This is a genomic window from Mycoplasma testudinis ATCC 43263 (assembly GCF_000687795.1).
GTDB classification, from domain to species: domain Bacteria; phylum Bacillota_I; class Bacilli_A; order Mycoplasmatales; family Mycoplasmoidaceae; genus Mycoplasmoides; species Mycoplasmoides testudinis.
Map to the genome: position 1 here is coordinate 14,230 of NZ_JHXT01000002.1, position 19,885 is coordinate 34,114.

At 33.0% G+C, this 19,885-nt stretch carries 16 protein-coding genes; 4 read left to right on the forward strand and 12 right to left on the reverse strand.

The genetic code is table 4. The features are described 5' to 3' along the window. Positions 1–36: 36 nt before the first annotated feature. From gpmI to deoD, 7 genes are read right to left on the reverse strand one after another with little or no spacing between them, the layout of a single operon-like run. Complete coding sequence (gene gpmI / locus T384_RS0100555) at positions 37–1,569, reverse strand: 2,3-bisphosphoglycerate-independent phosphoglycerate mutase (protein WP_027119399.1); 1,533 nt, start codon at positions 1,567–1,569, stop codon at positions 37–39. Positions 1,570–1,576: 7 nt separating this feature from the next. Then, entirely contained in the window at positions 1,577–2,329 is a 753-nt protein-coding gene (gene tpiA, locus T384_RS0100560; protein WP_027119400.1) for a triose-phosphate isomerase, read from the reverse strand. 19 nt (positions 2,330–2,348) lie between these two features. Beyond that, positions 2,349–3,986 carry a phospho-sugar mutase gene (locus T384_RS0100565; RefSeq protein ID WP_027119401.1) on the reverse strand — a complete coding sequence of 546 codons (1,638 nt, stop codon included), beginning with the start codon at positions 3,984–3,986 and terminating at the stop codon, positions 2,349–2,351. Positions 3,987–4,012: 26 nt separating this feature from the next. Then, positions 4,013–4,417 (reverse strand): cytidine deaminase, encoded by a 405-nt coding sequence (gene cdd / locus T384_RS0100570; RefSeq protein ID WP_027119402.1) that lies wholly within the window; start codon positions 4,415–4,417, stop codon positions 4,013–4,015. Between the two features lie 11 nt (positions 4,418–4,428). Then, the gene (locus T384_RS0100575; protein WP_027119403.1) at positions 4,429–5,688 is read right to left on the reverse strand and encodes a thymidine phosphorylase; all 1,260 of its coding nucleotides are present in this window, start codon (positions 5,686–5,688) and stop codon (positions 4,429–4,431) included. 8 nt (positions 5,689–5,696) lie between these two features. Further along, complete coding sequence (deoC, locus tag T384_RS0100580; RefSeq protein WP_036498635.1) at positions 5,697–6,356, reverse strand: deoxyribose-phosphate aldolase; 660 nt, start codon at positions 6,354–6,356, stop codon at positions 5,697–5,699. Between the two features lies 1 nt (position 6,357). Beyond that, a complete protein-coding gene (gene deoD, locus T384_RS05975; RefSeq protein WP_052663378.1) occupies positions 6,358–7,122 on the reverse strand; it encodes a purine-nucleoside phosphorylase in 765 nt (254 codons plus the stop codon). 124 nt (positions 7,123–7,246) lie between these two features. Between deoD and T384_RS0100590 the strand changes: the two genes are divergently transcribed. Both T384_RS0100590 and T384_RS0100595 read left to right on the forward strand, forming a co-directional pair. Continuing rightward, positions 7,247–8,701, forward strand: coding sequence for an SDR family NAD(P)-dependent oxidoreductase (locus T384_RS0100590; RefSeq protein ID WP_027119405.1), 1,455 nt, complete (start codon positions 7,247–7,249; stop codon positions 8,699–8,701). A gap of 268 nt (positions 8,702–8,969) precedes the next feature. Then, positions 8,970–10,118, forward strand: coding sequence for an endonuclease/exonuclease/phosphatase family protein (locus T384_RS0100595; protein ID WP_027119406.1), 1,149 nt, complete (start codon positions 8,970–8,972; stop codon positions 10,116–10,118). 522 nt (positions 10,119–10,640) lie between these two features. On the opposite strand, the gene T384_RS0100600 is transcribed toward T384_RS0100595, so the two are convergent. Further along, a complete protein-coding gene (locus T384_RS0100600) occupies positions 10,641–13,556 on the reverse strand; it encodes a cation-translocating P-type ATPase (protein ID WP_052663379.1) in 2,916 nt (971 codons plus the stop codon). Between the two features lie 142 nt (positions 13,557–13,698). Between T384_RS0100600 and galU the strand changes: the two genes are divergently transcribed. After that, complete coding sequence (gene galU, locus T384_RS0100605; protein ID WP_027119408.1) at positions 13,699–14,664, forward strand: UTP--glucose-1-phosphate uridylyltransferase GalU; 966 nt, start codon at positions 13,699–13,701, stop codon at positions 14,662–14,664. Positions 14,665–14,953: 289 nt separating this feature from the next. After that, positions 14,954–15,859, forward strand: a complete 906-nt coding sequence (locus T384_RS0100610; protein WP_027119409.1) for a YbhB/YbcL family Raf kinase inhibitor-like protein — start codon at positions 14,954–14,956, stop codon at positions 15,857–15,859. 141 nt (positions 15,860–16,000) lie between these two features. Here T384_RS0100610 and metG read toward each other — a convergent pair whose 3' ends face one another. The 4 genes from metG to dnaJ form a co-directional block, all read right to left on the reverse strand. Beyond that, positions 16,001–17,569: a methionine--tRNA ligase gene (gene metG / locus T384_RS0100615; protein WP_027119410.1), complete on the reverse strand. Its 1,569-nt coding sequence runs from the start codon at positions 17,567–17,569 to the stop codon at positions 16,001–16,003. Between the two features lie 2 nt (positions 17,570–17,571). Next, entirely contained in the window at positions 17,572–17,976 is a 405-nt protein-coding gene (locus T384_RS0100620) for a hypothetical protein (RefSeq protein ID WP_027119411.1), read from the reverse strand. Positions 17,977–17,978: 2 nt separating this feature from the next. Then, complete coding sequence (locus T384_RS0100625) at positions 17,979–18,389, reverse strand: hypothetical protein (protein ID WP_027119412.1); 411 nt, start codon at positions 18,387–18,389, stop codon at positions 17,979–17,981. 184 nt (positions 18,390–18,573) lie between these two features. After that, positions 18,574–19,764 carry a molecular chaperone DnaJ gene (gene dnaJ, locus T384_RS0100630; protein ID WP_027119413.1) on the reverse strand — a complete coding sequence of 397 codons (1,191 nt, stop codon included), beginning with the start codon at positions 19,762–19,764 and terminating at the stop codon, positions 18,574–18,576. Positions 19,765–19,885: the final 121 nt, after the last annotated feature.

The window sequence follows — 19,885 nt, forward strand, 5'->3', positions numbered from 1 at the left end:
TTCGTTTTTAAATTGTTGTACTAAAAGGTATAAAAATTACTTTTTAAGTAATAAAGATTTTTCATCCATTTCTTTTGGAGTAACAATTCCCATATAATCTAAAATGGTTGTAGCTACATTACCTAATTTTCCACCAGTCGCAATCTTCACAGTTTTGTCTGTGCAAGAAAAAGGAACTGGATTAACACTATGTTTAGTTACAGGCTTACCATCTTTATCTTTCATAACTTCAGCATTTCCATGATCAGCTGTGAAAAATAAAGTTACTTTATTTTTTTCACAAGCTTCAATAATCCGACCAACTTGGACATCTAAAGCTTCTAAAGCTTTTACGGCAGGTTCATATTTTCCGGTATGACCAACCATATCAGGATTAGCAAAGTTTAAAATAGTGATATCAAATTTACCAAGGGTTGGTAATAATTCATCAGTAATTCCCTTACAAGACATTTCTGGAGCTAAATCATAAGTGGCAACGCTACGGTTAGAAGGAACAAGAATTTTCTTTTCTTTTTTGTATTCAACTTCTTTACCACCATCAAAGAAGAAGGTTACGTGGGCATATTTTTCAGTTTCTGCAATTCTTAATTGCGATAACCCTAAATTAGCAACTACTTCTCCTAATGTGTTTTTAAACATTTCAGGAGGGAAAGCAACGTTACTTGGTTCAATTCCTTCATATTGCATCATTGTTACAAAGAATAAATTCTTACGACGCAATTTTGGGTTAGAATCATAATATTTAGAACCGAAAATATAGTGACTCAATTGACGAGCACGATCAGGACGGAAGTTAGCAAAAACCACAGCATCCTTATCTTGAATGGTAACGTCTTTTAATGGAACGTTTCCGTTAATTGCTGGTTTAAGAAATTCATCTGCTTCTTTGTTTGCGTATGATTGTTTAATGTATTCAACTGGATCTTTGAATTTAGGTCCTGTTCCGTTTAGTAATGTTTCGTATGCTAAATCAATCCGGTCCCAACGTTTGTCACGATCCATCGCATAATAACGACCAGCAATTACACCAACAGTCACATTTAATTTCTTCAATGTTGGCATTAATTTTTTAACATCAGTTAACAATGTTTCAGGAGGGACATCACGACCATCACCAAAAATGTGCAAAACAGTTTTAACACCAGCTTCTGATGCTAATTTCAAAGTTGCAATGATGTGATCTAATAAACTATGAACACCACCATGGGATACTAAACCCATTACATGGAATTTAGTCTTATTTTTCTTGGCGTGAGCAACGGCTTGGTTTAAAGCGACGTTCTTTTTAAATGAGCCATCTGCTATTGCTTTATTAATCAAAGACAATCCAGTATAGATAATTCGCCCAGCACCAATGTTCAAGTGTCCAACTTCAGAATTTCCAATTTGTCCTTTTGGCAAGCCAACAGCTTCTCCAGAAGCTTCAACTAAAACGTTGGGATATGTTTTAGATTGTAGTTTGTTCAAATTTGGGGTTTTTGCATTTAAAACTGCATTCCCTTCTTTAACTTTAGATACGCCATAGCCATCTAAAATCATCAACAATACTTTTTTCTTATTATAAGCCATATAAAACTTATTTAACTCCTAATAAAGCAAGGAAATCCTTTGCTACTAAAGAAGCCCCACCAACTAATGCACCGTCAATGTTTGGTTGTTTCATTAATTCTTCAACATTAGCTGGTTTGACTGATCCACCGTATAAAATTGTAGTCTTTTTCGCTAATTGTGCGTTAGTTAACTTACTTAATTCTTTGCGGATTGTAGCAATTGTGGATTCTGCAATTTCTGGAGTTGCTGTTTTCCCTGTACCAATTGCTCAAATTGGTTCGTAAGCAATGATTAATTTTTCTAATAATTTAACATCAATTCCTGCAATTGCTTTTTTTAATTGGCCAGCAACTACGGTATTAGTTTTTTTAGATTCAAATTCTTTTAATGATTCACCAATACATAGAATTGGTGTCATTTTATTTGATAATAAGACAGCAAGTTTTTTGTTAACAGTTTCATCTGTTTCATTGTAATAAGCTCGACGTTCAGAGTGCCCAATGATAACGTGGTTAATTCCAATATCTTTGAGTTGAGTTCAACTAACAGTTCCAGTATATGCACCTTCTTCAATATAATTAGCATCTTGTGCTGCTACTATCATATTCTTTGATGCTAATGATTTAGCTAAGCCTAAATGAACAAAAACCGGAGCAACCCCATATTTAACAGGTAGTTTTTTGTCTTTTAAGACTTTATTTACTTCTTTGAAAAAAGCTTTTACGTCCGCTTCTTTTTTGTATGTTTTTCAATTTCCGATAATAACTCGTTTTTTCATTTTTAATTCTTCTTTCTTTTTATAAATCTAAAATTTTCTTTAATTGAGTTTGAATTTGTTCAGCTTCTTTTCGTAACCCATCTAAAGAATCACCATATAAATTGTAATACACTTTAAATTTAGGTTCAGTTCCTGACATTCTAAAGCGAAGTCAAGAATCACCATCTAAGATTCAGTCAATACAACCGCCAACATCATTTCACTTAATTTCTTTAATTTCACGGTCACCTATTTTGGTTTCTTTAAAATTAAGCATTTTATCCATCCGGGCTTTTGCTAACTCTTTTCAATTTAATTCTTTAAAGACAAAAGCAACAGTAGCGTTATAGATGTTTCCGAATTCCTTATAAATAATTTTTTCTAAGAAATCAATTAAATCCACGTGATGGAAATTTTTAGCATGATAGAAAATTTCTAATGCTAAAGCAGCTGCTTGAAAACCATCTTTGTCTCGACCAATTAAAGAATTCAAGGCCCCAATTGCTTCTTCAAAACCAACGATGAAATCTTGGCGTTCACCAATTTCATTTACCTTGCCACCAATTAATTTAAATCCAGTTCCGGTTCGGTAAACAACTCCCCCGTATTTTTTAATGATTCGATCGATTAAATTAGTTGATACGTACGAAGAAACAATGAACGGAATTTTTGTCAGTTTTTTCATTTTTAACATATAAAAACTATAAATAATTCCCATTTCATTTCCTGTTAAGAAACGTCATTCTCCTTCATGACGAACTGCAATCGCGAATCGGTCTGCGTCAGGGTCAACTTGAACAATAACATCAGACTTATGGTAATCAGCATATTTTAAAGACAAATCTCAAGCGACACGATTTTCTGGATTGGGCGATTTAGTGTAAGTAAAATTCCCATCATATTGACATTGCTCAACTACCGGAATAATATTTGCATACCCAAGCCGTTTCAAATATTCTGGTAAACGCTTGCTAGCAGTTCCGTGTTGGCCACTGAAAATAATCTTTTCGGTTTTAATTGTTCCAGGTTCTGTATTAATTAAAACCTGGCTCATAGCTTTAAAATATTTTTCAAAAATAGATTCATCTAGGAATGAAATTAAACTATCATTTGGTTTTACTTCTAAATCTAAAATTAAATCGGCTGGTTGCATATATTTAACAATTTCAGCACCATCTTCTTCAGATATTTGACCACCTGTAGAGTTGTACACTTTAAAACCATTATATTCTTTAGGATTATGACTTGCTGTTACAATAACTGCTCCGTGAGCCCCAATTTCCCGAATAGTAAAAGAAACAATTGGTGTTGCTACTAATTGGTTATAGTCATACATAATGACATTAATGCCTAACGATGTTAAAGCATCCACCACGGTGTTTGTAAACAAAACCCCATGATTCCGATTATCGTGCGTTACAACGATGTTGATTCTTTGATTATGGTATTTCTTCTTTAAGAACAATCCGTATCCTAAAGCCATTTGCCGATAGGTAAATTCATTTAGGTATTGCGTACCTGGTCCCATGATATTACGAATTCCAGCAGTCCCAAAAGCCAAAGGCGCCAAATCAAAGGCTCTTTTTCTTTCTTCTTCAGGCATCTTTAAAATAGCCTGTTTTAATTCGTTGCTCACTTTGTTATTATTTAATCAGCGATTTACAATAATTTTATACATCTTAATTTCCTTCTTAAATTTAATAATTATTTCATTGCAGCTTGGTCAAAACCATATGGTAACAAATCACTAACTTTTAAAATTGATTTTTTTCCTTCACTTGAGTAGGTTACAACTTCAGTTGATGCTTTAGCAAATTCACTAATTGCTTGTCGACAAACCCCACAAGCTGTCCCGTTATCTTTTATCGAATCAGTCAAAATTCAAGCTTTAAGAATCTCTTTACCGCCATTAGTTATCATTGCTCCAATCGCATTTCGTTCAGCACATAATGTGACAGGATAAGAAGCATTTTCCACATTAACACCAGAGAACCAACCCTTATCAGTCCATAACAAGCAAGCGACCCGAAATTTAGAATAAGGGGTATATGCGTTTTTAATAATTTCTTTAAGTTTTTGGTAGTAGCGATCTTGGTTATTTGTATTCATAGTTAACTCCCTTAAGAAATTTTGAACATGGTGCTTGCTTTTTTGACAAGAACACTAGAAATTGGTTTAGAACAATACAATGTAAAGACTGGATTATTTTTCTTCACTTTTTCATTGTCTTTAACGTTCAAGTAAATCCCAGCTTGAAAGTCGAGTGGTTGTCCTTTAACTTTACGTCCTGCACCTAAATCAATTCCAAGCTCAGCTAAATCTACGGGGCTATAATAATTCACAATCCCAGACTGTAATGCTTTTATTTCTGCTTTATATTTAGGTTTGAAATAAATGTCTTTTACCAATTTATCAGCGTCTCCGCCTTGACAAGCCACTCACTTGCACAATTGATTAAATGCTTGTTTAGATTTCAAAACTTTATTTAATTGTTCTTTGGCTGTCTGTTCAGTTTTAAACCGCTTGGTTTTAACAAGAATATTCACAACAATTCGTTCCATTAAAGTTTTGAAATCAGTTCCGACTGTAGACTTATTTTGCAAATAATCAGCCGCTTCTTTAAACTCAATGGCATTGCCAATACTACGGCCCAAGACGTGCGACATATCACTTAATTCATAATCCACTTTACGTTTGAATTTTTTTGCAAGTTTAAGCATCAACTCGCCAAGTTCTTGAGCAATTTTTTTGGTCCGACAAAAAGCTCCTTCACCATATTTAATGTCTAAAAAAACGTGGTCTGTTTCAAGAGCAAATTTCTTAGATAAGATTGATGCGGCGATTAATGGTAATGAATCAGTGGTAGCAGTAACGTCGCGAAGCGCATACAAAAATTTATCTGCAGGGGCAATAAAATCAGTTTGACCCATAACAAACATATCGTTCTGAACTAAGATTTTTTTAGCTTGTTCAACTGAAATATTCGTATCAATTTTAAGTGCTTCTAATTTATCTATAGTTCCGCCGGTAAAGCCTAATCCGCGGCCCGATAATTTTGCTACTCCTAAATCAAAACAAGCTAAAATTGGAGCTAAAGCAATTGTTACTTTATCACCGATTCCACCAGTCGAATGCTTATCAACTAAAATTTTTTGGTAAACATCTTTAAACGAAATAATTTTTCCAGAATGCAACATCGCATTAGTTAAAAAATATAATTCGTTGATTGTCATACCATTAAATCAAATGGCCATTAAAAATGCACTGATTTGGTAATCAGGCAATGTTTGAGAAACTACTCCATCCACAAAAAACTGTCATTGTTTTTCTGACAAAACTTTCTTGTGTTTTTTAAGTTCAATTAAATCAATAAAATTCATAATTTCAATTAAGCCTTTCGCAACTTTAATTCTTCCATTAAAGCAACACCACGAGAGGTTCCGATACGATTTGCTCCAGCATTAACTAAAGCAATCATGTCATCTGCTGTTTTAATTCCACCAGCAGCCTTAATTAAAATTTTATCTCCAGCTATCCGTTTCATGATTTTAACGTCTTCTAAACTAGCGCCTCGTGTTGAAAATCCTGTAGATGTTTTAACAAAATCTGCACCAGCTTCAATGACAGTTAGTGTTCCCGCTTCAATTTCTTGCTCAGTCAATAATGCTGTTTCTAAAATTACTTTGAGAATTCGTTTCCCACAAGTTTTTTTAAGTTTACGGATTTCATCTACAACGCAAGCACATTTACTTTTTAATTCAGGAATATTGATAACCATGTCGATTTCATCAGCTCCAGCATGAATGGCACTTCGGGCTTCATAATCTTTTTGTTTAGTAAAAGTTTGTCCTAATGGAAAACCAACTACAGTACAAATTTTAACTGGGGACTTATAAAGTTTTTCTTTAGCTAATGCTATGTAAGAAGGATTAACACATACCGAAAAAAAGTTGTAGCTTAACGCTTCGTTACAAAGTTTTGTAATTTCATCAGGTGAAGCATCTGCGCGTAACAGCGTGTGGTCAATCATTCGATTATATTCAATCATTTTATTTTTTCCCTTTAGCTTTTACAGTCTTTTTAGCTTTTGAAGAAACTTTTTTAGGAGGGCGAATAGCCATTTCTAATGCCAAACTAATCATGTTTCTAAATGATGTTTGCCGTTCTAGTGGACTCATTGAATCTTTAGTTACTAACGAGTCGCTAACAGTTAAAATGGTTAAAGCTTGTTTTTTGTTTCTAATTGCATTAGCATACAAACCAAAGGCTTCCATTTCAACACTAAGAGCATTATGAGCTTTAACCATATCTGCTGCTTTATATATATTTTGATAAAAAGCATCTTCAGAAACAACTGTACCGCTAACAGTTTTTAAATTCAAATTAGCTGCCATTTTTTCTGCGTGGGCAACTCATTCGCTTGAAGCTGGTAATGTATTGTTAGGCGCTTTTACATTGATTAATCGAGCATAAGATGATTCACTATAAGCATCTTTTGCAATTACAACATCACCTAATTTCATTTCTTTTTTTAATGCTGCGCATGATCCAACTCGGATAACAGTATCAACATCATAAAAGCGCATTAATTCATGAGAATAAATTCCAATGGAAGGAATTCCCATTCCGTGTCCCATAACAGTAATTTTTTTTCCTTTGTAGGTTCCTGTAAAACCTAACATTCCACGAACTTCGTTTATACACTTGGCATCTTTTAAAAAGTTTTCAGCAATTCATTTTGCGCGCAGGGGATCGCCTGGCATTAAAACTACTTTAGCGACGTCATTAAGTTTCGCATTAATATGTGGAGTCATTTGTTTTCTTCCTTAAGTTTCTTGTTTCGTATTTAAATCTCAAAATATTATAAAATATTACGTTTTAAATATATTTATATTTATTATACTATCGCACCGCGTTCAAATTAAAACAGGTAACACAATGACCGAAAAAAATAATATTTTGATAATTAGCGAAAATCACCATCTGGTTCCAAAAATTTTACGTGTTATAGAAAATTTAGATGGCAAAAAATCGATCATTTCAGACAAAGACAATCCAGCTTACGAAGGAGCTGAATTAATCAAAACCGATTTTTCTAATCCAGCAGAAATTACACGAGCAGTCACTAATGTCTTCGCACAAACAAAAATCTCCCATGTAATTCTTTCATTAAATCCTCCAAAGCAAACCCCAAATTTAATTAAGGAAGAAGATTTAATGAGCATGCGTGAAGCGATTTTAAGATATAACGATATTATTCAAAGTATCTTACATAATTTTAAAGATAATCAAGTTCACTTAATAGTTAACTTGAACATTGATTTTCAAAACCCATTAACAAATTTAATTTTTAACAATTATGCTTTAGGAATTTTAGAAGGTTTACGAATCGAAATGCATCCGTATAAACCAATAATTAATGCCATCTATGCTAAATTTGATGACTATGATTATGAATACCACCTTAAACGCGTTATAAATTTATCAAAACAATCAAAATTAGTTAATAATCTTTCGAGAAAATTCTATCAACTTCACGTATTAAATAAGAAACCTATAATCAAGAATCGGGATACGAGAGTAACGAGAATCAAATCTCCAGTAGCTATTATTACTGGTGCATCTGGCGGGATTGGAAAAGAAATCGCTTATTTACTAGCAGATAATAATTGAAAAGTTTATTCACTTTCCAGAAAAGCAATTGAAGATTCAAAAATTGTTTTTCTTGAATGTAATGTAAAAGATGCAAACGCAGTAGCTGTAAGGTTTCAAGAAATTTATGAAAAGCATAACTGCATTAATTTAGTTATTAATAATTCTGGATACGGGATTGCTGGATCATTAGAAATGATGAATTCATCTCTCTTTAAAGATATGTTGGATTTAAATACGTTTGCAGCTCTAAGAATTATCAAAATCGCCGTTCCTTACTTATCCAAATGTTCAGGCAGAATTTTTAACATTGGCAGTATTGCTGGTCTTTTTGCAATTCCCTTCCAGGCAGGGTATGCACTAACAAAAACATTAATCGATGCTTATACTGAAATGTTAATGCCAATTTTAAATAAAGAAAACATTCAGATTTGCAATATCATGCCCGGAGATACTAAAACAAACTTTTCAAACACGCGCGCTAAAAATAAATTCTTTAATTTAGAACAAAAGTACGAAGCCAGGGCAAACGCTTCAATCGCCAAAATGGAAAAAGATGAATTACATGGTCATTCACCAGTTAAAGTGGCTAAAACATTATATCGGGAACTTAAAAAACGGAATATGAATATAAAAGTTGCCGTTGGATTAAAATACAAATTATTAGGCTTTTTAGCAACTTTTCTTGATCCAAAAATGATCGAGGATTTATTATATTCAATGTACGCAAAAAATGAATAAATAACAATTCCCGAAAATTTTATTCAGTAACAAATTTTCTGAGATTATTCTCGTTAACTTGAATTTTTACAAAAACAGTTATCACTTATTAAAACCTTCGTTTATTTATTCTTTTCACTATTTAAAATTTAATAAGTCGCTGCAGACTTTAAATACATTTTTAAAATCTAATTTTTTTGAAAGTTTATTATTTGTTTTTGAATACTAATTCATTTGGTATTATTAACGAAAATAAAAAATAAGATAAATAATAACTCGACTAACAACAATGCGCAAAAAATATACTAGGACAAAAAAAACTAACTGATGATGACTTCTAGTCGCTATTTTGATTCTTGGTGCTGCTGCTGGGGTAGCTTATTATTTCATTACAAGAAATAGCCGTGAACAAGATATCCAAAAAGAAATTAGCGAAGATAACAAAATTACCGTGGGTAGTTGAAATACTTTAAATTTTATTGGAGCTACTCCTAACACCATTCGAAATCAAAATAATAATGGAAAAACTAACGCGATAGCAGATATTATCAACTTCTTACAATATGACATCATCGGACTTACTGAAATTAATAAAGATGTTAATGAATCCAATGAACAACTTAACACTTTTATTAACCGCTTAAATTCTAAATCTAAATCATGAATGTTTAATTTAAGTGGAAACCTACCAGCATCGCCAAATACAAATGATGGTCAAATTGAACAAGTTTTATTTCTTTACAATGCTAATAAATTTGAATTTAATACTTCATGAACTTATTCAAACCCCAAAACCCAAGATGGGCTGTATTATGTTCGACCACCATATGGTGCATCATTTACTTATAAACAAGATCGAAGTTTAAAATTAGGGGTAGTTGTTGATCATTTCGATAGTCCTGGAGTATCAGGAAATGGTGCTAATAGGCAAACTCAAGAACAACCAACAGATCTTAATAATCAAGGATCATATGAAGTGAATGATGCCAAAAATATTTTTAATGCAATGAATGAAATGCAAGAACATTTGCAAACAGACAATCTCTTATTTATCGGGGATACAAACATCCGCCTTGGTAACCAAGCACAAGCTTTTAATGAAAACGAACTAACTAATAATGGATATCGTTTTGGTTTTGAAGATAAACCCGAATATCGCTCGACGTTATCTAGTACAATGAATCAATATGCAAACCCATACGATAAAATAATTTATAAAATAAGCAACACTGAATTAACTTCAATAAAGCCGAATAATCAAAACGCAATGAAAGTCATAAATCCAAACTCGCATGCGTTTATATTTGATATTGTTAATGCCAAGAAAAATAATATTATTTCAAGACCAATACAAGACGATAGCGCAAACGATTTTAGCTGGCTAAGACACCGAATTTCAGACCATGCCCCAGTAGGCATTTCCTTTGTTTTCAATTAATTTTATGATTTAATTTTGGCAGCTTATGAAAATAAAATAGATTCCATTATTGCGCTTATAAACATATTTTTCAGTACTCACTATAATTGCACTATAGGTTGCTTTTTTGAGGCCTTCTTTTTTCAATTTTTTTAATAAGTTTTTTAACGTATTTTGTGTCTTCTTCAATTCTTCATCTGAACCTAATTTTATTTCTATTAATCCGTGTCGATTATTATTAGAATGAATAATAACATCACATTCTAATCCATAACAATCTCTCGATAGTAATAAACTTTTCCGTTAAAAGAATCAGCATAAGTTCTTAAATCTCGTACACATAAATTTGCCTCGATAAAGGAACTTAGAAACTTGAAAAAAGATTGGGTTAAAACTGATACCCCTTATAGATCCCAAAATTTTTATAAACGGGGTTTTTGTTGTATTTTGATTTGGTCTATTGTGATTTATTAAAATTTAAAAGTTTGTTATATTGGCGTCGCAAATAAAAATGCCAAGCCAAAGCTTGACATTCAAGAGATATTAAATTTGTGTTTGGGATAATGGTTTATCTTTTTTTCTCCAGAAAGGAACAGGTTTTTGAATCATTTCAAATTTGGTAATCTTTTGGTGAGCTAATTTAGTTTTTAATAAAACGTTATTAACAAACTTGTATATTTCCATTATTGCAGTCGGAATAAATGCAAAACCAATTCCATATCCAAATAAAACTGGATTATTACCTTCATAAATTCTTGGAGTCATATTGAACACTTCAGATAATGGTGGGATTAAAACAACTATCAAAATCATTACAAAACTAAACGTAATTGCAATATATACAAGTTTAAAGTATTTAGGACTACATACAAAGATTGATTTTTCACTCATTAAATTTAGTGAATGAATCGAAGCTGCAATCCCAATTACTAAGAAACCAGGCGTAGAACCAAACTGGTTAATTTGTCTTTGCAATTCACTAATTTCATCTAAGGTTATTCCGGGTTGGTTTTTTACTGCCAAAAAATTTGTAACTTCAATTCCGTAATTCATTCCTAATGAATATGCAAGTAAACCCAAGAATCCAACTAATGCACCTTGTCAAATCAAATCGATTCCCATCCGCCTTGCAAAAATACTTTCATACTTACTGAATGGTCTAACATTCATGACATCATTTTTTGATTTCTGAATTCCTAAAGCAATTGCAGGAAATCCGTGAGTTAATAAATTAATTCACAATAATTGAACTGCACTAAAAACAACAAAACTGTCATTATTAAAATCACGATAGATAGTGTTAAATACAAAGATACCAATTAACACTACTAAAATTTCAGCAACACTGGTAACTAATAAATTTTGGATAACCCGGCGGATTGTTTGATAAATTCTACGGCCACTACTAACAGCCGTAACAATCGTGTTAAAGTTATCGTCCATCAAAATCATATCCGCTGCTTCTTTTGATACGTCTGTCCCAGTGATTCCCATTGCACATCCAATATCTGATGCTTTTAATGCTGGTGCATCATTGACACCATCCCCGGTCATTGCTACAACCTGATGATTTGATTGCCATGCTTTAACAATTCGAATTTTATCAGCTGGACTAACCCGAGCATAAACACTATAATTAGCAATATTAGCATTTAAATCCTGGTCACTGATTTCAGCTAATTGAGCACCTGTTATTGCTAACTCACCATGGTTAAGAATCCCAATCTGTTTAGCAATTGCGCTAGCTGTATCGATGTGATCACCCGTAATCATCACCGGTTTAATTCCAGCACTCTTACATTCTTCGATTGCATTAGCTGATTCGACTCTTGGTGGATCAATCATTGCTAATAACCCGATGAAAGTTAAATTGTTTTCATAATCTTTATGATCTAACGCTGCAGTCGTGCTCGTATCAGTTACTACTTTATATGCTACTGCTAAAGTCCGATAAGCTTGTTTTGCATATCCTTTAATAACAGCAGTAATTGTCTTCTCATCAACATTATTACAGCGACTTAACAAAATATCGGGTGCACCTTTAACAATTAAGATTTCTTGATTACCAATTTTATTTATAACACTCATCATCTTGCGATCTGAATCAAACGGAATACTGTTGATTCTTGGCGAATGCATCATCAACGCATCTTTAAGATAATCATTTTTCAAACCATGAGCGATAATTGCAGTTTCGGTCGGATCACCTACGTGTTCTTCTTTATTATCAACTACATTGACAGAACCTTCAGTACATAAAATTCCGTATTTAAGAAGCTTTTCGTGGCTTTGTTTTAAAACCTCAATGCCTTCACTATCTTGGGGAGTTCAAAGTCCTACAATGGTCATTTTATTTTGGGTTAATGTTCCTGTTTTATCTGAACAAATTACTGCAGTGCTACCAAGGGTTTCAACAGCCGGGAGCTTCTTTATAAGCGCATTCTCTTTTGTCATACTCCAAATTCCGATTGCTAAAATGATTGTTGTAAAAGCAGACAAACCTTCAGGAATAGCAGCTACCGCTAAAGAAATACCCATAACTAAAGAAGTCACTCAAACTGCTTGATCGTTTGCCCGATCTGCAAATCCGCCAAGTAAACCAACTTGAGCAATGAACGAAATAATAAATAAGGCAATTCCAACGTAACCAAATATTTTTGATAACTTATTTAATTTTAATTGCAATGGAGTTAATGTAGCCACTTCATCTGAGATTAATTTAGCAACTTGACCAATTTGACTATTCTTCCCAATGGCATACACTACACCTTGAGCTGTTCCATTAACAACAGCACATCCAGAAAAAATGCGGTTGGCTTGATCAGCAAGTGGAGCGTCTTTAGAAACAATGGCAGATGCGTTCTTTTCAACCGGTAAAGATTCACCAGTTAAAGAGGCTTCAATAACTCGCAAATTTTGAGAGTTTATTAACTTTGCATCGGCTGAAATTTTATCTCCAGATTCTACAAGAATAATATCTCCAAGAACAATATCAGTCGAAGCAATTGATTCAAGTTTTCCATTTCGTAAAACTTTTGAAGTAGAAGCGCTCATAGCTCGCAATGCTTTTACAGACTGTTCTGATTTTATTTCCTGAATGGTTCCCAATAAACTATTTAAAATAACAACAAATAAAATAATGAAAGGCTGAACAAAACTTACCACAAGACTAGTGTGGTTAGCAAAATCCCAATTTAATTGATACCCCTCAATAATAGCAACGACAAAAGAAATAATTGTTGCAACCAACAATAACACAATTAACAAATCTTTAAATTGTGATAAAAAAATCAAAAAAGGATTTTTTGGTTTCCTTTCAGGTAAACGATTAGTTCCGTAAAGTTTGGCACGTTCTTGAACTTGTTCAGTAGTTAATCCTGTACTAGGATTAGTATTTAATAAACTGTCCAAATCTGTCGGATTTGTAGTTTCTTGTTCTATCTGGTTTTTGTTTTTCATTTATTTCCTTAACAAATATAAGTCATACGATATAAGTTTAATTAGTATACTATAAAAAATAATCTAAAATAAATCCACACTAATTCAAACTAATAATTTAAAAGAAAATTATGAGAAGGAAACCAATTAATAGGAAAGTTTCATGAACAAAATAAAAATTAAAAAAGCCGTAATCCCAGCCGCTGGATTAGGAACCCGTTTTTTACCTGCAACTAAAGCAATGCCAAAAGAAATGTTACCAATTGTGGACAAGCCAACAATCCAATATATTGTCGAAGAAGCCGTAGCAAGTGGAATTGAAGAAATTTTGATCATAACATCTTCAAGTAAAAATGCTATTGTTGACCATTTTGACTATTCGTATGAATTAGAAGATCGTTTGCAATCCAAAAACAAAATGAAAGAATTCCAAGAAATTCGCAAAATTGCGGACATGGCTAATATTCAATACATTCGTCAAAAAGAACCAAAGGGTTTGGGACACGCGATTTTATGTGCCAAAAACTTTATTAATTCAGAACCGTTCGCAGTATTGTTAGGTGATGATATTGTTATGACTAACCCTGGAGAAACTCCAGCCTTAAAACAATGTATTGACGCTTTTAATGAAGTTCGTTCAACAATCGTTGGTGTCCAACAAGTTCCACACGAACTCGTTGTGAAATATGGAATTATTAATCCTTCTAAAGACTATAAAAAAGCAATTGAATCAGAAGATATTGTTCCATTAAGAGGGGTTATCGAAAAACCTTTACCAAAAGACGCACCGTCCGACTTTGCTATTTTAGGTCGGTATATTTTGACTCCAGAAATTTTTGATGAATTAGCAAAAACAAAACCCGATATTCGTGATGAAATTGAATTAACAGATGCTATTTTTTCATTGTCAAAATACCAACGTGTTTTTGCCAAAGTGTTTAGCGGGAAACGCTTCGACATTGGTTCAAAAGTTGGTTTCATCCACGCTATTATTGAAGCCGCTTTAAATCATGAAGACATCAAACAAGAAATTGATGTTCTTATCCGCAAATATGCTCATGATTTGGAAAAGAAAAAAGGTTATGACAGTTACATCGCTAAAACAATCAAACAACGCGTAAAAAAATAATAAGAGATATAATTCAAATCAGGTAAAAGCACCTGTAAAGGTGCTTTTTTTGTACAAACAAGAAACAAATTTACACATCTATTAATTTCATAAAAATAGTTTTTTCAAAAAAGCAAGAAAATGACTCAAAAAAAGCACCAAGAGTGGTGCCAAACTACAGTTCAAAAAATCAAACCAAATAAGAACTAACAAGGATATAACAATAAAATATTATTGTTGCATTTGTTGAGTTTATTAAGTACCGTTAAAAACTTTAACATTTGTAAAACCATGAATAACGGAGTTTAATATGAAATTAAAATTAAGTAAAAAGAAATTAACATTAGGCGGATTTGGAATCTTATCTGGACTTGTTATAATTCCAGCAGTTGCTGCTGCTTGTGGAAACAGTGGTACAACAGCACCATCAACTTCCAACCAAGCTAAAATAACAGTTACAATTCCAGCTGTTCAATCAAATACTGCTAAACCAGGATACTTACCAGAAGAATATGGCGCAAATGGGATGCCAGGAAAAGAATCACAAGTTAATAACCCAGAAATTTCTTGAACAGCTGTTGCGGGTGCTCAATCATATGCCTTACTTGTTAGTGACCCCGATTCAATTCCAGTAGTTGGATATGCATTCATTCACTGAGCAGTAGCTAACATTCCTGGAAATATGACTAAAGTCGCTAAGGACAGTTCACACAATCCAGCAGCTCCTGGAACACCAAATCAAAATCCTGGATATAGACAAGCCATCAACGGATTTGCAGCTTTCCCTAGAAGCGCTTCAACTAACGATTCAACTGCGACTAAACCAGAACAAACAGGTGTTTACGGATTTGGATCTGATAATGCTCCAACAAACCCTGATTGAAATACACCTACCGCTTCAAATACACCAGGAGCTACTAACAACGAAAACATCAACAAATCTAATGCAGCTATCTCTATGTACTTTGGACCTGAAGCACCAAATGCTGATCACTCTTATCTTGTTGAAGTTTATGCACTAAATGAAATGTTGCCGCTACTTCCTAACAATGCACCATTCTTCTGAAGCACTGCATTCGATCAAATGCAAGACCACATTATTGGATACGGACGGACAACATTCAAATACGAAAGATGAAATAAAACACCAGCTTCAACTGGTCCATCCACCATGGCAACACAATCATCGGCTGTAACCGCTAAAAAACCTTCATAAATAAAAGTACCATTGTTTGAATATTAAAAATACATTCAATAAAAATTAACTAAAAATATCAACTGCCTATAAAGAGTGACTCTTTAAAAAGTGGTTGGTATTTTTTATGAATCTAAATAGAAAAAAATAATTGATTTTATATTATTGAATAGATTTAATTTGAATTCGATCAAACAATGGAATAGCGTTATTAACTTTGATGTTAATGATTGCTTGGTCATCATTTAAACTTTCTAATGTAGTCACTTCTTTAGAAAAGTTCATTTGTGCATAAGCTTGTTCTGATTTGTTAATAAAAACTGGCTCTAACAAGACAAACACATAGCGAACCGTTTCAGCAGCCAAATACAGGATATTGGCAATTTGTTGTTTATTTCCATCTTTATATAATTGCCATGGTTTTTCATCTTCAATTAACTTGTTAACCCGAATAATAGCTTCAATACAAGCGTTAAATGCAGAATGATATGAATACTCATTAATTTTAGATTCAAACAAACCTGGTAACATTTTAAGCTCGCCTAAAATCCCCTTGTGTTTTTCTGACAAATCTTGTGCTGGTAAGATAATTCCATCTTGATATTTAGTCAACATCCCAATTGTGCGGGATATCAAATTACCAATATTGTTTGCTAAATCGGCATTATAAACACTTTCTAGAAGATTTGATCCACAGCGATTATCTTTAGTCAAATTCATTTCTTTTAAAAGGTAATAACGCATTGCGTCATTTCCGTATTTATCAATTCATTCGTGAGGATTTATAACATTACCAAATGACTTGGACATCTTCGTTCCTTTTTCATCCACAATTCAACCATGTAAAACTAATTGTGAAGGGATTGGAATATCCAAAAATTTTAAAAATAAAGGTCAATAGATACAATGAAAGCGACCAATTTCTTTGGATAATAAATGGATTCTTTCACCACCAGGATTGTTTCAATATTTTTGAAATAAATGATCATCTTCCATCAGTAATCCAATTCCACTGAGATAAGAAAATAACGCATCAAACCAAACATAAATAGTTTGGTTATGATCATTAGGAACGCTAATCCCTCAAGTCATGTTTTCCCGACTAATTGATAAATCTTTTAGTCCGGTTTCAATAAAATTGTTAATTAATTCATTAAAACGATTCTCTGGATAAACATTTAGTTCACGATCATTCAATAACTTACGAACATAATTTTCGTGTTCACTAACTTTAACAAAATAGGTTTTTTCGTGATAATTTTCTAAGAGATGGCCAACCCGACAAAACAATTTTTCATCTTTTTGGATAGCTTGAGTAGAAGTGTAATTTTCTTCACAGTCTACACAATATAATCCTTCTCAATCACCAAGATAAATGTTTCCTTGTTCTTGTAATTTAGCAAAAACTTTTTGAACGACTTTTTCATGTTTGGGATCTGTTGTACGAACGAATCGATCGTAAGCAATTTGCATTTTATCAAATAAATCATGAAAAATTAAATTGTGTTTATCAACAAATTCCTGAGGCATCATATTTGCATTTTGTGCTTTTTGAAATAATTTCTTCCCGTGTTCGTCAGTTCCAGTTAAAAAGAAAACATCATAACCCCGTTGGGTCTTATAACGTTTAATAAAGTCACCTAAAATAGTTGTAAAAGCATGCCCAATATGCGGATTACCTGAAGGATAAAAAATTGGTGTTGTAATAAAACAAGTTTTTTTGGTTGACATAATTAAGTTTTATTCTCCTTGTCTTGTACTGGGCTATCATCTGGACTTTGTGGGCTATCAAGCTGTCCAAATAAACGTTTTCGGGTTTTTTCTAAAAAGCCAGCAGATCTTATTAAAGTATCTGTAATTTCACTAGCCACACTATTAGCGTTGATACTTTCGATCTTGGTTTTTAATTCAGTTAATCGGCTTTCAATATCAGCCCGTTCTTTTGTATCTGCAATTCCTTTAGAAGCATCTAAATAACTTGATAAATCATCTAATAATTCCCGTAATCGGGGTTTAAAGTTTTCGAAATAACCGACCAAAACCTTACGGGTTTTTTTGGTGTCTTCGTTATTATCTTTTAACAACCGATAAAGCGAATAAACAATAGAAGCAGTTAATGCTTTTTTCCAAATAGCCACTTTTATTTAACCCCTTTAATCGAAGATTTCTTAGAAGTGATCATCGGTGGTTTATCTGCTTTTAGTTCATTATCTTCGGACTCATTGTCTTTCTTGGATGATGGCGAACGCAAGAAATCACGAATTTGATTGATGAAAATTAAAATATCATCTTTGTTTTGTGAAACCTTACCCAATAGTTTGCTTCCATCAGCTTTTAAAATGCCATCTAGGGTTTCAATATAATTAGCAAGTTTAATTAACGAATCTAAAGTCGGCGCAAATTTTTCAGATTTATATGATAAATCTTCAACTAAATAGTCTAGTTTTTTAGTAGTAATTCCAATTCTTCTAAAAGCGACAATCATGTAGAGCGCTAAAATAATTACGATAACGACTAAAACGCCTATTAATGCAATCAATCAATCTGGCATATAACGCTCCTTCGCATATTGAATTTTATACTATCAATCATTCACTAAAATATGGCTAATTAGGCCGTTTAAAGATTTACGTGTATGGGTGTAATTATAATTTATATATTATAAAACAAAAACATCTTGAAAAACGGCTACAAATAGCGAATTTTCAAGATGTTGAATTGTCATGGCAAAAATATTATTTAATTTCTAATTCTTTTTTCATAGCCTTTACAAAAGCTTCAACTTCTTCATTTGGACGAACTAACTCTTGAAGTTTCTTGATTTCTTGCTTGTTATAGCGATTAGGAGCCGCATAAGTAACAATAACAATTAAATCTCCGGCACGACTAGATTTAAAAATTCTTCCAGGTTGAGCCGACTTAATTCCTTCTCCAGTTAAAATTATTTGTTCACCATTTCTAGTCCCTGGTTTAATTTCTACTTGTCGCAAGCCATTTAGGGTTGCTACGTAAATTGTTCCGCCAACCATCGCATCCAAAGGATCAATTAAAGCTTTAACCAAAATATCGTTTTGACTTCTTTCAAAGATTCGACTTTCGGCAATATTTGTTCGAACGTATAAATCACCTACTTGATTAAGGAAAGAGTGTCCCTCGCCTTTAACTACGATAACATCTTGATCGTATAGCCCAGGATCAACTTTAACTTTGCTAACTAAAGTTTCACTGATTGTGCGTTGTCCTTTACAAGTTGCACACTTCTCTCGGATAATCTTTCCTTCTCCCCGACAAGAGCCGCAAATCCCTTGTGTTTGGAAGGTTCCAAATGGTGTTCGTTTATTTTGGACGATTACCCCTTCACCGTGACAAGTGCTACATACTTGAATCGCATCAGTAGCCGTGCCTGCTCCAGACCCACTACATGTTGAACAAGTTTTTTGACGGGTATATTCAACGTCTTTAACACATCCTTTTGCAGCTTCGATAAAATTTAAATGCAAATCTACAAGTAAATTAACTTCAAATTGTTGTTCTTGCTGCGCTTGGCGTCGGCCACCGCCGCCAAAAAACGAAGAAAACATATCACCAAAACCGCCACCAAATTCAACACCTTCACTACTAAATCCTGAGAAGCCTTCTCCAAATACACTATTGAAAATATCAAAAGGATTAAATCCTTCTTGGTGAAAGCCGCTTGCATTAAGCCCTTCATGACCATACCGATCATAGACTTTTCGTTTTTCTTCGTCGTTTAAGACTTCATAGGCTTCATTAATTTCTTTAAAACGTTCTTCTGCATCCGGTTCTTTGTTACGATCTGGGTGGTATTTCATAGCCATTTTACGAAATGCCCGTTTAATCTCAGATTGATCAGCACTTTTAGTGATTCCTAAAATTTCGTAGTAATCCCGTTTAGACTGAGCCATAAAAAACCCCCATAATAAATTAGCACTCTTAAGATGAGAGTGACAGCAAATATAATTATATACTATCTTGTCAAAAAATATCTTTTTTTTATTCTAGTAAAACAAACCGCTTTAATTTCTA